Source organism: Leptospira mtsangambouensis (assembly GCF_004770475.1).
GTDB lineage: Bacteria > Spirochaetota > Leptospiria > Leptospirales > Leptospiraceae > Leptospira_A > Leptospira_A mtsangambouensis.
Window position 1 is genome coordinate 19,279 of sequence record NZ_RQHK01000002.1, and the last position, 13,944, is coordinate 33,222.

Sequence of the window (13,944 nt, forward strand, 5' to 3'; positions counted from 1 at the left end):
ATGGAAAGAAAAACTTCGATTCCGCCAGTCGTCTACATTAACTTTGCCTTAGTTTTTGTACTTTTGTTCGCCATCTTCTTTCCTGAGATTCGATCGGCTGTCACAAAACTATTTGCATCTCCAAAACCAATTTCTTCTAGCAAACAAAGCCAGGCCATTCAGATACAAACTAGTTTTCGCAATGTGTACCGCGAAGCCCAACAATTTGTGGTTTCGATTCGGACAAAAAAAACAGAGATGATTTTCCATCCTTATGCTTTTGGCGAAAGTAGAGAAGATCGAATTTCTTCCATTGGCAGTGGATTTATCATCGATGAAAGAGGGTTTGTTGTCACAAACTACCATGTCATCAAAAATGCAGAGATCATCGAAATCATCATGTCGGATGGTCGCATTTTTCCGGCACGTTATGTGGGAAGCCATGAAAGGGCGGACATTGCTTTGTTGAAAATCCCAAGTAACGACCGTTTTACTCCCGCTTTTTTAGGAAATTCGGATGAAATTGAAGTAGGGGATTGGGCTATAGCGGTTGGCTCACCTTACGGACTCGAAAAAACATTTACTGTGGGTGTGGTATCTGCCAAATCGCGAGAAGATTTGGACGAAACAGGACAAACCCATATCCAAACGGACACAGCCATCAATCCAGGTTCCAGTGGTGGCCCACTTTTGAACATATATGGAGAAGTGGTCGGGATCAATCGTATGATTCGTTCTTCCTCTGGAGCGAGTGCAGGTATTGGATTTGCAATTCCCATTAGTTATGCCAAACGAGTTCTTCGCCAAATCGAACAAAATGTAGGGCAAAACATTCGGCCGGCCACTCTGGGTGTGATGGCCACAGCCCCACTTCCTGACCACAGACGTTCTTTGGGAATTCCGGGAGAAACCGTGGGTGTTTTGGTCTATGATATCGAACCGAATTCTTCTGCAGAAAAGGGAGGGCTTCGGCGGTATGACTTTATTGAAGGAGCCAATGGCCTCCAAATCCGTCATATCAACGATTTACGAGAACAAGTCGGACTTGTTGGTCTCGGAGGCGTCTTACGGTTGAAGATATTACGGGATACCCAAGAGATGGAATTATCGATCCCTTTGGTCGAGGCCGCCTATAAAAAGGGCCAGTAAATTTTATGAGAAGAAATATAGTCCACTCGGGTGCTGATGCACTCATTTATGAAATCCGCCAGATTGTTGCCCTTGCCAAACAAATTGAGGCAATGGGTGTTAGCATCACCTGGGAAAATATTGGTGATCCCATCCAAAAGGGAGAATCTGTTCCAACTTGGATGAAGGATATTGTCAGTGGACTGGTGGCACAAAATAAATCTTGGGCCTACACGGCAACACAAGGGGACGAAACCACTCGGAAGTTTTTAGCATCCAAAGTCAACGAACGTGGTGGAGCACAAATCACTTCCGATGACATTCTTTTCTTTAATGGTCTTGGAGATGCAGTCGCAAAAATTTTTGGATTTATGAGACGAGAAGCAAGGATTCTTGGTCCTTCTCCCGCCTATTCTACGTTATCTTCCGCAGAAGCTGCACATTCTGGATATGAACATCTTACTTATGAATTAAATCCAGATAATGATTGGATGCCTGATTTAGAAGACATTGAAAACAAAGTAAAATACAATGATTCGATAGCTGGGATTTTACTCATCAATCCAGATAATCCTACAGGCGCAGTTTACCCCAAAGAAGTGATGCGGGAGATTGTTAAAATCTGCGAAAAGTATGATATCATTTTAATTTGCGATGAAACTTATGCACATGTCAATTATTCAGAATGGGGAAGTATCCATTTATCTGAAGTGATTGGCGATAAAGTTTGTGGGTTTGCACTCAGATCCATTTCCAAAGAATTTCCTTGGCCAGGTGCACGTTGTGGTTGGTTAGAAGTTTTTAATCGTAAAAATGACCCAACTTTTGAGAGATACATTAAGTCATTGTTAGATGCAAAGATGTTGGAAGTTTGTTCGACAACTCTTCCTCAACTTTCCATTCCACTTGTTTATTCCCATCCAGAATTTTTAAATCATCTAAAATTTAGAAACCAGAAGTTTAAAAAGAAAGCAGAGAAGGCAACAAAGATCCTAACCGGAATCCCTGGTGTTAAAGTGATTCAACCCAAAGGTGCTTTTTATTTAACTGTTCTCTTTGAAGACGGGGCATTAAAACCTCACATGACCCTTCCAATATCAAATACAAAAGTTCGTGATTTTGTGGCCCCTTTAATGGATAAAGCTGCCTTGGATCGAAGATTCGTATTGCATTTGTTAGCTTCTGCTGGGATTTGCGTTGTTCCTCTTAGTTCTTTTTGTTGTAATCGAAATGGATTTAGAGTCACACTTTTAGAAGAAGATGAAACTAAGTTCGAGTGGATTTATGAAACTCTCGCTGAGAATATCAGGAAATATTTAGCATCTTAAATGAATTCTCGGGGCCGTTATAAAATTGGAATTTTTGATTCAGGTCTTGGTGGCCTTTCTGTCCTAAGGACACTTTGGAAAGAAACGTCAAACATTGATTATATTTACTTTGGTGACTTAATCAATTCTCCCTATGGTCAAAAATCCAAATCGGAAGTATTGGAACTTTCGAAAAATGCATTTGAATATTTGTTAGAGAAAGATTGTGAAGCTGTTCTGTTTGCTTGTAATACGGCAACCTCGGCAGCTGCAGATTTTTTACGGACAAAACATTCGGTCCCTATTTTTGGAATGGAACCTGCTTTGAAACCAGCAGTGGCTGAAAACCCTGGAGTAAAAATTGCTGTGTTTGCAACAGACTTAACATTAAAGGAAGAAAAGTTTAAAAACTTGGTTTCAGGTTTCCCTGTGGGAACAGAGATCCTTCCTGTCCCTTGTGAAGGACTTGCCAAACTAATCGACAAAGACCGTTGGGAAGATGCATGGGATTTTTTTGATTCAAAAATAAAAACCGTAGTGAAGGACTGTGATGTTTTTGTTTTGGGTTGCACTCACTATGTTTTTCTAAAAGAACGAATTCTTTATAATTATCCCAAAGTAAAAGTTTATGATGGCAATTTAGGCACTACGCTACATATGAAACGAGTTTTGAATCTTCCAGACTTCCATGAAAATAAAAACCAGTTGGATATTCTTTTGAATACTTCTGATTCGGACTATGTTCATTTAGCAGGAAGGATTGCAAAAACGATTACTCCTAACCACACTCTATCCCTCATTAATACAACTACAGGAAAACTCCATGTCTAATTCAAACAAAGTTACGTATAAAGAAGCTGGCGTTGATACCGAAAAAGGGCAGGAGTTTGTTAAAAGAATCAAAGCCAACGTCGCTTCTACGCATAACAAAAACGTTTTAGGTGGGTTAGGTGGGTTTGCTGCCTGTTATGATGTTAGTTTTTTAAAATCTTACCAAGAACCAATTTTACTTTCTGGAACAGATGGTGTTGGAACCAAATTACAGATTGCAAGGTTACTTGATATTCATGACACAGTGGGTATCGATTTGGTTGCAATGTGTGTGAACGACATTCTTGTGAATGGTGGAAAACCATTGTTTTTCCAAGATTATATTGCCTGTGGTAAACTATTTTTACCAAGAATGGAGGCCATTGTATCCGGTATCGTTAAAGGTTGTCAGTTGGCAGATTGTGCTCTTGTGGGCGGGGAAACTGCCGAACATCCAGGAGTAATGCCTGATGATGAATATGATTTAGCGGGTTTTGTGGTCGGTGTTGTTGAAAAACAAAAGATGATTGATGGTCGTACGATCAAAGCTGGAGATTCTATCATTGGACTTGGCTCCTCTGGACCACATAGCAATGGTTTTTCGCTAATTAGAAAGTTGTTATTAAAAGATGGGAAATTACCTTCATCTGCTGCAGAATTGGATTTTTTAAAAAATCATATTTTCCAACCAACCAAAATTTATGTAAAAACTATTATGAGTTTAATCGAAAAGTTTTCCATTAAAGGAATGGTACACATTACTGGTGGTGGTTTTTATGAAAATATTCCACGAGTATTACCTAAAGGGATTGGGGCAGAAATCAATCATCTACCTGAAAGTTATGTTTTTTCTAAATTGGAAAAAGACTATGCCTTGGATCGTCATGACATGTATGGAACCTTTAATATGGGAATTGGATACATTCTCGTAGTTGATCCATCTCATACTGAAGATGTCATGTCTGAACTAAAAACTCTTGGTGAAGATGTTTATTTGATTGGTAAAACTGATTCTACAGAAAAAATTACAATTAAATAGTTAAGGGAAAACTCACTTTAAAAACAGTTCTTCCTGTGACAGATTCAAATTCTACATTTGCATTGTGTCGATTTGCGATCTCTTTTACTAAATACAACCCAAGACCGAGACCATCTCCGGTTGTCTTCGTTGAGAAAAAAGGCATAAACACTTTTGTTTGGTTTTCAGGTGAAATTCCAACTCCTGAATCTTCAATTTCTACAATAACTCTTTCTGATTTTTTAAAACTTCTAATCTGGATTGTGCCTTTGGAGGCAACCGCTTGGATCGAGTTCCAAATGATTTGGCTCCAAAGCTGAACTAAATCTCCTTGGATGCAACGAACGTTCCCACTGTATTCTAAATTCAATAAAAGATTGATATCTCGTAAAAAATGTTCTTTATAAAGAGAAACTGCTGAATGAATTGTGTCGGTCAAAGAATAGTCGGAAAGTTCTAAGTTGGATTGTAATCCTGCAAAGTTTTTCAGTGTGTAAGTGATTTTTGAAAGTCGTTTTATTGAATATAAAATATGTTCAGAAGATTGTTTTACTAGTAAAATCCTTCTTAAAATTTGGAAGTCTTCTTTGTTTCGAATGATTGTTTTGATTTTAGAGATAATTGAGTGAGATAAATTGCGTATCCCCGAATCAACAAAAAGTTCGGCAAGTTCTTCATCAAAAGGAAGCTCATGTTGTCTGAAACTTTCAGTCAATGACATACGGGCTTGCCTATTTGATAATCCTGTGATGATACGAAGTCCACTGGTGTCAGTCTCAAGAATCAACTGAATCAATTCACTAATGCGTAATGTTTTTTCTTGGATCCTTTCTTCTTCCCATTCGGAAATTAAAGTCTCTACTGATGATTTGATCATTCCAATCGGATTGTTAATTTCATGCGCGAGCCCAGAAACTAACTGTCCAAGAGAAACTAACTTCTCACTCTGGATTAATTTTTGTTGAGCCTCTCTCAGAGCAAAAAGGGCAGAGTTTAATTCAAAATTACTGGATTGTAACTCTTTGGTTCTTGCTTTTACTTTTTCTTCGAGAGATTTATTTAATTCTTTGAGTTCAATTTCTGCAGCACGTTTGGATGTTTGATCAATTCCAATCCAAATGATCTTCGAAGGTTCACTACGGTTATCACGAATGATCCCGAGTCTCCATTCTAAAAAAAGAATTTGGTTTGTTGTGGTCACACAACGTAAAATTAAACTCTCAGCAATGTTTTGAATTTCGTTGACGTCATCTAACACATCCTTGAGATATTCTCTGTCTTCTGGTAATAAAATTACGTCTTGGATGTATTTTCCTAAAACATCTTTTTTTTGTATTCCTAAAATGGTTTCAGACGCAGAATTGATACTTTCAATCAATCCCTTCGCATCTGTTAACAAAATTAGATTTGCAGCATTATCGAATACAGTGTTGTTTAAGTTTTTCTCCTGTAATAAAGAGATTTCTGTTTTTTTTGATTTTGTAATATCAAGTGCAACTACATCAATACGTTTTTCAATTCCGAGTATATCAAAGGAAACATTCACATAATGTTCTGTCCAAATGAGTGAACCATTGGCGTGAATCATCCGAAGGATCACAGGTGAATGGCCAGCAAACAATTCAGCGATTTTGTGTTGGTCTTCAGGGATGACAATCTCCTTAAAAAAATCTGGATTTTCGTAAAAGAAATTCAGACCATATCCCGTGATTTCTTCCATTTTCGGGCTAATATATGAGGTTTTCGGTTCTGGTAAAAATTCAATATTATATATGATGGCAGGAAGTTGATTATACATTATGAGAAGGCGTACATTTACATCTTTGATAGTTTTTTGCAAATGTTCTAATTCTTCTAGCGATAAGTTTAGTTTTTTAGTTTGAATGTTAAAATTAAAAAGAATACAGCCAACTCCAAATAAAAACATAAACAAGGTATTGATGATATAACCAATGGGTCTATACCATTCTAAGGTGAAAAGGTAAGGAAAGGAAAGTCTTTGGAAGGCAATGGTTAGACAAATGGTCAAAAAGAAAATTCGAAATGCCTGTGGATAGGTATTTAGTTTGTAAACAATGATTCCAAATAAAACAAGTGCTCCCGCGTTAAAAAAAGAAGAAGGGAGTGCAATCCAGAAGAAACTAATCTCCGTTAAAAGAAGTGTTACAAAGAATACATAAATGAAAATGGAAATTGAATATAGATAGGTTTGTTTGATTTTTTTAGTGGCAATGGGAGCAACAGCAGCGATAAGAAGATAAGAACCAAAAATTGAACAACTTTCTGAAAAGAAAAAAAAGATTCTTTGGTTTTCTTCTCCAAAGAGGTAAAGTGCAAAGTTTCTAAATACGAGAACAGCTAAAAAAAGCGCTGTATAGACTAGTTTTACTTCAGATTTGGAGTGTTTTGATAAAAAGTAAATTATAAATGCTAATGAAGTGTTAAATATTACAGAAATAATGGTAACTGCAAAGATTACGTTTACTTCAAAAGACACCATTATTATAGAAGCTCCGTTACTTGTTTGATAAGCTGTTCGTTGTTGAATGGTTTTAACATCCAGGCATCTGCGCCTTGGAACAAGGCGTTGGAAATAATCTCTGGTTTGTTTTCAACAGATAAAACAAGTAATTTAAAATTACTGTTACTTACTTTATTTTTGGTTTCACGAATTAAATCTACCCCACTAAGTCCCGGCATATTAAAGTCGAAGATCCCAAGACTAATGGATGGGTCAGCCTTCAAAATTTCTAATGCCTTTTCTCCTGAATCGCAGGTAATGACTGTATGGCCCTGGCTACTCAGGGCCAATCGTAGAATCTTTAAAACGGCAGAAGAGTCATCGACTACAAGAATAGATGCCATCGTTTGATTATGTTAGCTGAGAAATGAGTTTCACCAAAGATTCGTTTGCAAAAGGTTTGACAAGCCAACCTACGGCACCTGCAGCCTTTCCTTTATTTTTCATTTCATCACTGGATTCAGTTGTGAGCATTACGATTTTCATGGATTTACCATTGTTTGTTTTGAGAGCTTTTTCCGTTAACTCAATCCCAGTCATTCCTGGCATATTCACATCAAAAATACCTATGTCAAAACTAGATGATTCAATTTTTTGGAGTGCATCAGTTCCGTTTGTAGCTGACGTAACTTCGTGTCCTTCTGTTGTTAATACCAGGTTTAGTATTTTTAAAACCGCTGGTGCATCGTCGACTGTTAGAATTTTTGCCATTTTATTTCTCCTCTTCAAATAATGGAAATCGAATCGTTAAACATATATCTTTTGTATTTTCATTTCTAAAGTTATTTTCTATATTATAAATTTGTACGTTGGATTGATGTTGGTCTAAAATTTTTTTTACCAATGGCAGTCCTAGCCCAAATCTAAATTGTTCGAATTTCGCATAACTATCATCAACTACAGATGAAATTCTGAAAAAAGGTTCAAAAACGAAGGATTCAAATTTTTCTGGGATCCCGTTTGTACCATCGTTGTTTTGATAGGAAGGATTAATTACTTTTAATTCTAAAAAATTTTCTTTATGAAAAAAGATTAGATAAATTATATCTTTCTCTTTCGAATATTTGATAGCATTTAGAAGAATTTCTCTAATCACATAGGAAAGTTTTGTTTCATCAAAACGAATTTTTTTGTCTGCAACAGAAGTTGGGATTTGGCTTAAATTAATTTTTTGTGATTTGATAACAAGAGCTTCGTTTAAAATTTCCATTTCTTTGTTGATAATAGATAGAAGTTTTTGTGGAGATTCTTTGTTTTCAATAATGGTTTCGTCGTCGATGACCGATTGTGAAATGGACATACTATCAAACATACTTTTAGCAGCTTCATAGTTTTCGGATAATAAATCCATAATGGCTTTGGGTATGGAATAATTTTTCCCTTCATCATCCAATTTTCCTTTTGAAATTAGAATGCTGACAACACTCATTAAGGTTCCAATCCCACTTCCTTGGAATAGGTTGATATTCATTTGGTGAATGATATCCGAGGCAATGTTTTCGTTTTCTTTGTGAGAAAGGGATTTTTTCCAATCAAAAATTTCAACCATACGTTTGTAGAGATGGTTCTCTGCTTCATTGATGAATTGGGACTTTAGTTTTGTTAAAAGGTATTGGAGAGATCTGTCTAAGGTGAATTGAAAATGGTTTGTCTCTATTGGTGTTTGGATAAAATCATAAACCATATGTTGTTTTAAAAGGGAAGCTGTGATATCCCATTTGGTTTTGTCAGTGATGATAAGAATCAGTGTTTGTGGAAAAAGTTTGGTGAGCTCTGTAAGTTTCTTTTGATCTTCTTCGTTTGTAATGTCAGCAACGTGAAATATGAGAAAGTGAAATTTTCCATCTTCTAAAGTTTTTGCAATTTCTTCAAATTGATTGACTCTTTCAAAGGTATAATTGATTTCTTTTAATAATTCTGTGACTTGTTTTGTGTTTTCGCTTTCAAATAACAAACTATGCGGAATCATAATGAAGCAATTTCCTTAATTTTTTCTACTATTGTATTTAAGGGAACTTGGTATGTGACGGCTCCTAATTCGTAGGCAACTTTTGGCATTCCGTAAACTACGCAGGTTTCTTTGTTTTGTCCAATGGTAAGGCAACCTTGGTTTTTTAATGCCAATAGACCTGAGGCTCCATCGCTGCCCATTCCGGTGAGTATAATGCCTATACTATTCTCTGCGATGCCTAATTCGTTTGCAGATTCGAATAATACATCCACAGAAGGCCTATGCCCATTCTTTTTATCTGTTTGGAATATTTTTGTATAATAATCTGGGCCAATCTTTTGGATCCCAAGATGATAATTCCCTGGTGCAATGTATACATGGCCAGTTTGTAAAACTTCTTTGTCTTTTGCTTCTTTCACCTGCACCTTTAAATCAGAATTGAGTCGTTGTGCAAACAATGAAGTAAAGTTTTCGGGCATATGTTGTGCAATCAGGATAGGTGGAAATGTTTCATCAACGTCGTTTAATAAATTTCGTAATGCAGTTGTTCCTCCTGTGGAAGATCCAATGAAGATAAATTTTCTTTTGAAGGTGGTTTTTTGGTGGTCTTTTTTTGTTTTAGGCAGTTCTGATTGATGGTTAAAATTAACTCTCGTTATGTTGTAATTTAGGCTTTCGTTTAATTTTGAGAGTAAATCTTCTTTGGTTTCGGCTAAACTTTCAGGAGTGCCAATGGGTTTGGTAACATAATCAAAGGCTCCTGCTTCCAGCGCTTCCAAAGTAGTACTAGCCCCTTCTGTGGTGGAGGAACTAAACATAATGACTGGCATTGGATATTGTGGGAGAAGTTTTTTTAGAAAAACAATTCCATCCATTCCCGGCATATGAACATCTAAGGTCATAACCTCTGGTTGTTTTTCTACGATGAGATCCCTTGCTTCAAAGGGGTTTGCTGCCTCTCCTATAACTTCCCAGTTTGGATCAGATTCAATCCAACGTTTGATCATACTGCGTACAGATTTTTGATCATCCACAATAATGACTGTATGTTTTTTCATATAGTCACCGACGATAGATGATTACTAATTAGTTTTCTTACATCGAGGATTAAACCTGCATGTCCGTTTCCGAGTATGGTGCAGCCGGCAAGACCATTGATGTTTTTAAATATTGGTGATATGGGTTTGATCACAATCGACTGGTTTCCTAGAATCTCATCAAAAACAATTCCCATTTGTTTTTCGTGTGATTCTGTAACGATTAAGTATTTTTCTTTCAGGGATCTTTGGTCGTTTAATTCGGAATCTTTTCCAAATAATAAGTTTATATCGACAATGGAAATTTGGTTGGTTCTATATTGTATACTATGGTTGTTTTTATATAATTCGTTGATTGGTTCATTGGAAAGATACATGGATTCCTTTACATCAATGGAAGGCAAAATAAAATAAGTATCCGATTTGCGAACCACAAGTCCTTCGATAATGGCAAGAGTCAAAGGAACTCGGATGAGAAATGTTGTCCCGTATCCATAATTCGAAAATACATCAACAAATCCTTTTAATGTGGTTACATTTTTCCTAACCACATCTAGACCAACACCTCTACCTGATAAATCTGTCACTTTGTTTGCAGTAGAAAATCCAGGATGAAATAAAAATTCCCAAACATCTTTGTCTTCCAAGTTTTCAGTTTCCGATTGGTGGATGAGGCCAAGTGATACGGCTTTGTTTAATATTTTTTCTCGACTGAGACCTTTTCCATCATCGCGGACTTCGATCCAAACTTCTTTCCCTGATTGGTTTGCTGTTAGTTGGATAGTTCCTTGCGGTTGTTTGCCAGCTTCTTTTCTTTCTTGTGGTGTTTCTAATCCGTGATCAATGGCATTTCGAATGATATGAACTAAAGGGTCATACATTTCTTCTATGATAGATTTGTCTATTTCAGTATCTTCTCCGGAGATACTCAGTAACACTTGTTTGCCTGTTTTTTTTGCGGTATCTCTCACAAGACGTTCCATTCGAGTAAAAATTCCGGCAATCGGAACCATCCGCAAACTAAGAGTGATTTCCTGGAGGTTTCTAATTAATTTTTTTAACTGTAAGGCTGTTTTTTGAAAGTTTTCAAGTTTGAGTTTTGTGATATCGGGATGATCCGTTACCATCGGTTCGGTGATGACAATTTCTCCAACAATGTCGAGAAGAGAATCCAATTTATCAGTATCAATTCGAATGTCTTTTTTGATTATAGATTTTTTTTCCGTTTTTAAAATCTCTTCTGTTTTTTGAAGAGATTCTTTCCCTAGTGTTTCTTCTTTTTTTGCAAACAGTCCAAACTCTTCCGTCGGTGTTTGTTTAGAGTCATTTGTAAATAGACCAAATTCTTCTTTTGGATTTGGTTTCGGGCTTTCTAAGAACAATCCAAATTCTTCGTTTGAATTTTCGCTCAACTTTGTTTCTGAAAACAATCCAAACTCAGGCTCTTCTTGTTTGGATTCTGCGAATTCCATTGTTTGAATTTGTTTCAGTCGGATTAAATCATTTTTTTCGTTTAGTTTTTTTAAGAATTGTGTTTGTTCCTCTTTAAAAAAATCACCACCGGAAGGAAATGATTCTTCGTGTTCCACTAGTTCATTTAAGTGGTCAAGGGCAGTGATGAGTAGTTCCAAAGTATCTTCATCTTGTGCTTCTGGATTGTTACGCAAATAATCGAGGAGGTTTTCGGCAGCATGTGCCATTTTTACGATAGCAGATAATCCAAAAAAACCAGAACTTCCTTTGATGGTATGGAAATGTCGAAATAATGTATCAAGTAGATCTCTTTCTACTAGACTACCATCTAACGTTGATTTTTCGAATTGGAGTAGATCCTTCTCGATGTTTTCAAGTGTTTCCCGTGCTTCTAGCAGATATTCTAATACATCGTCTCTTTCCATGGATTAATTTCCCGGAATGTCCTTAATCAAAACAGTTTCTTCTTCCGTTAGTAATCTTTGTAGATTGATAAGAATTTTTACCGAGTCTCCCACTCTTCCTGTTGCATAAATGAAACGAGAGGATTTGGATTCACCAATTTTTGGAGCTAAATCAATATTTTCTGAAGGAATCCGCAAAACATCGTTTACAGTATCAACGATCAAACCAAGGGGCAAACCATCCAACTCTACAAGAAGCACACAAGTTCTTTCATGATAGGGTTTAAATGGCATATCAAACCGCATTCGAACATCCATCACTGGTATGATTTTTCCCCGTATATTGATTACACCTTTTAGAAAAGGAGCCGTTCCAGGGATTGTAGTGATGGCAGGAAGAGCCAAAATCTCTGTTAGGTGTCGAACTTCAAAAGCATAATCCCTATTTTCCAAACTAAAACAAAGATACAAATCTTTCATGGTATCTTCGTCTGAGCTCATGTCCCATGATTTTAATTGCTGACTCATCACTGGCCTACAATACGATTCTTGGTCTTTCAACCCGAGTGAGGGCTGTTGATTTTCCCCCATCATCTTTCAATTTGAAACTCATGATCACAGACCGCATAATTTCAACTTGCCTTTTTAGAGTTTCACTTGAGGCGGCCACTTCTTCTGCAGAAGCGGCAGTAGTTGAAGTAACGGTTGTTACTTGGTCAATTCCTTGGGTAATTTGTAAAACGGCAGATTTTTGTTCATGAATGGATAATGCTAAATCTTTTGTGAGATTACTTACATTTTCAGCACTATCAGAAATTTGGCCAAGAACTTCGGCGGTTTTTTCAGTAGCATCATTTCCAAGTTTGACTTTTTTCATCGAAGACTCAATGAGTAGGGTAGTTTCGTCAGCTGCATTTGCACTTTTTTGAGCAAGATTTCGAACTTCTTCTGCGACGACAGCAAATCCTTTTCCATGTTGTCCTGCTCTTGCTGCTTCTACTGCAGCATTGAGTGCTAAGATATTGGTTTGAAATGCAATATCATTGATGACTTTATTGATTTTTGAAATTTGATCAAAGGAATTACTAATCTCTCCCATTGCAGAGACGAGATCTTTCATTTTTGAATTTCCTTCTAATGCTTGTTTTGCGGTTGATTCTGAAAATTCCGTCATCCTTTCTGCATTTTCTGCATTTGCAAGGAAACTGTTACTGATTTCCGTGAGGGTTGCTGAAATCTCTTCTACCGCACTTGCTTGTTCACTGGCTGCTTCTGAAAGAGAAGTGCTGGCATCCGCTAATTGTTGTGCTCCCAAATCTACTTCTTGTGAAGAAAAATATAGTTTTTCCACTACATCGGATAGGTTGATTAGCATACGACGTAAACTTAAACCCAATTGGTCGCGTTCTGATTTGAGTGTGACATCTGCACTGAGATCAGAATTAGCAATCCGTTCTAAGTGTTCGGCTCGTTCTTTGATAAAAGAAACAAGTTCCATAAAGGCTTGTGAAAGTTGTTGGATTTCGTTTCCTTCTAAGTGTTTTGCATTGGCATGAGTTTTATGTTTTGTTTCTAAATCAACATCCAGATCCCCGATGGATACAGTTTGTGCAACTTCTACAATTTTTTTCATAGGAGCGGCAATGGAATCGGAGAAAAAGATCGCAATGACAAATACCAAAACGAAAGCAATGGCCACAACTGCAGTGACAATGGCGAGAGAACTTTTGAATTGTGCTTCTGATTTATGATATTCTTCTTTGGCCACTTTCAATTGAACACGAATCAAATCATCTAGGTGGTGCGTGAGTGGTTCAAAGATAGGATACATATCCACAGTGACAAATTTTTCAAGTTCGACTTCGTTTCTTGTTTCTAGGAGGATACGAAGTTGTTTGACCCCGGCTTTGAGTGGGGGAAATTCTTTTTCCATCTGATCGATGATCGCTTTTTCTTCGGGAACAAGATAGGTTCCGAGATAGATTTTCCAAACTGCATCAGCTTTGGTTTCTGATTCTCTGATCGATTCCAGTGCTTCTTCCACTGTAATTTTTTTGGCTCGGACCTTATTGGCAGAATCTACTATTCCAATCAAATAGGCATCGGAAACTTCTTTGATTTGGCTAATGGGCACCACTCGATCTTCAAACACAGTATGAAGTGATGCTAAAATTTGACGTGCCGAATAGAAACTAGCTCCTGCGACAACAATCATCAATAGAATGGTTACCATAAAAGCCAAAAGTAATTTGACTCGAATTTTAAGATCGTGAATCCATTTCATAGTTTTTCCCTAGAGGTGGACGGAATTCTAAT

Annotated in this window: 12 protein-coding genes; 4 read left to right on the plus strand and 8 right to left on the minus strand. The window is 36.9% G+C overall.

Annotation, left to right across the window (positions count from 1 at the left end):
* From EHR01_RS00050 to purM, 4 genes are read left to right on the plus strand one after another with little or no spacing between them, the layout of a single operon-like run.
* On the plus strand, positions 1-1,128 hold the full coding sequence (locus EHR01_RS00050; RefSeq protein WP_004784920.1) for a S1C family serine protease: 1,128 nt from the start codon (positions 1-3) through the stop codon (positions 1,126-1,128).
* Between the two features lie 5 nt (positions 1,129-1,133).
* Positions 1,134-2,435, plus strand: a complete 1,302-nt coding sequence (locus tag EHR01_RS00055) for a pyridoxal phosphate-dependent aminotransferase (protein ID WP_135692445.1) — start codon at positions 1,134-1,136, stop codon at positions 2,433-2,435.
* Positions 2,436-3,245: a glutamate racemase gene (gene murI / locus EHR01_RS00060; RefSeq protein WP_135692446.1), complete on the plus strand. Its 810-nt coding sequence runs from the start codon at positions 2,436-2,438 to the stop codon at positions 3,243-3,245.
* Positions 3,238-4,263, plus strand: a complete 1,026-nt coding sequence (purM, locus tag EHR01_RS00065) for a phosphoribosylformylglycinamidine cyclo-ligase (protein ID WP_135692447.1) — start codon at positions 3,238-3,240, stop codon at positions 4,261-4,263. The genes murI and purM overlap by 8 nt, the downstream gene beginning before the upstream one ends.
* Here the strand turns inward: purM and EHR01_RS00070 are convergent.
* From EHR01_RS00070 to EHR01_RS00105, 8 genes are read right to left on the minus strand one after another with little or no spacing between them, the layout of a single operon-like run.
* Positions 4,256-6,742: a PAS domain-containing sensor histidine kinase gene (locus EHR01_RS00070; RefSeq protein WP_167482913.1), complete on the minus strand. Its 2,487-nt coding sequence runs from the start codon at positions 6,740-6,742 to the stop codon at positions 4,256-4,258. The genes purM and EHR01_RS00070 overlap by 8 nt on opposite strands.
* Positions 6,743-6,744: 2 nt before the next feature.
* Entirely contained in the window at positions 6,745-7,107 is a 363-nt protein-coding gene (locus EHR01_RS00075; RefSeq protein WP_135692448.1) for a response regulator, read from the minus strand.
* A 7-nt stretch (positions 7,108-7,114) separates the two neighbouring features.
* Positions 7,115-7,474 (minus strand): response regulator, encoded by a 360-nt coding sequence (locus EHR01_RS00080; protein ID WP_135692449.1) that lies wholly within the window; start codon positions 7,472-7,474, stop codon positions 7,115-7,117.
* Position 7,475: 1 nt separating this feature from the next.
* Positions 7,476-8,732 carry an ATP-binding protein gene (locus EHR01_RS00085; protein ID WP_135692450.1) on the minus strand — a complete coding sequence of 419 codons (1,257 nt, stop codon included), beginning with the start codon at positions 8,730-8,732 and terminating at the stop codon, positions 7,476-7,478.
* Complete coding sequence (locus tag EHR01_RS00090; protein WP_135692451.1) at positions 8,729-9,772, minus strand: protein-glutamate methylesterase/protein-glutamine glutaminase; 1,044 nt, start codon at positions 9,770-9,772, stop codon at positions 8,729-8,731. Before EHR01_RS00090 ends, EHR01_RS00085 begins: the two co-directional genes overlap by 4 nt.
* On the minus strand, positions 9,769-11,649 hold the full coding sequence (locus EHR01_RS00095; RefSeq protein ID WP_135692452.1) for a chemotaxis protein CheA: 1,881 nt from the start codon (positions 11,647-11,649) through the stop codon (positions 9,769-9,771). Before EHR01_RS00095 ends, EHR01_RS00090 begins: the two co-directional genes overlap by 4 nt.
* A 3-nt stretch (positions 11,650-11,652) precedes the next feature.
* Positions 11,653-12,156: a chemotaxis protein CheW gene (locus EHR01_RS00100; RefSeq protein WP_135692453.1), complete on the minus strand. Its 504-nt coding sequence runs from the start codon at positions 12,154-12,156 to the stop codon at positions 11,653-11,655.
* A gap of 7 nt (positions 12,157-12,163) precedes the next feature.
* Entirely contained in the window at positions 12,164-13,912 is a 1,749-nt protein-coding gene (locus EHR01_RS00105) for a methyl-accepting chemotaxis protein (RefSeq protein ID WP_135692454.1), read from the minus strand.
* Positions 13,913-13,944: the final 32 nt, after the last annotated feature.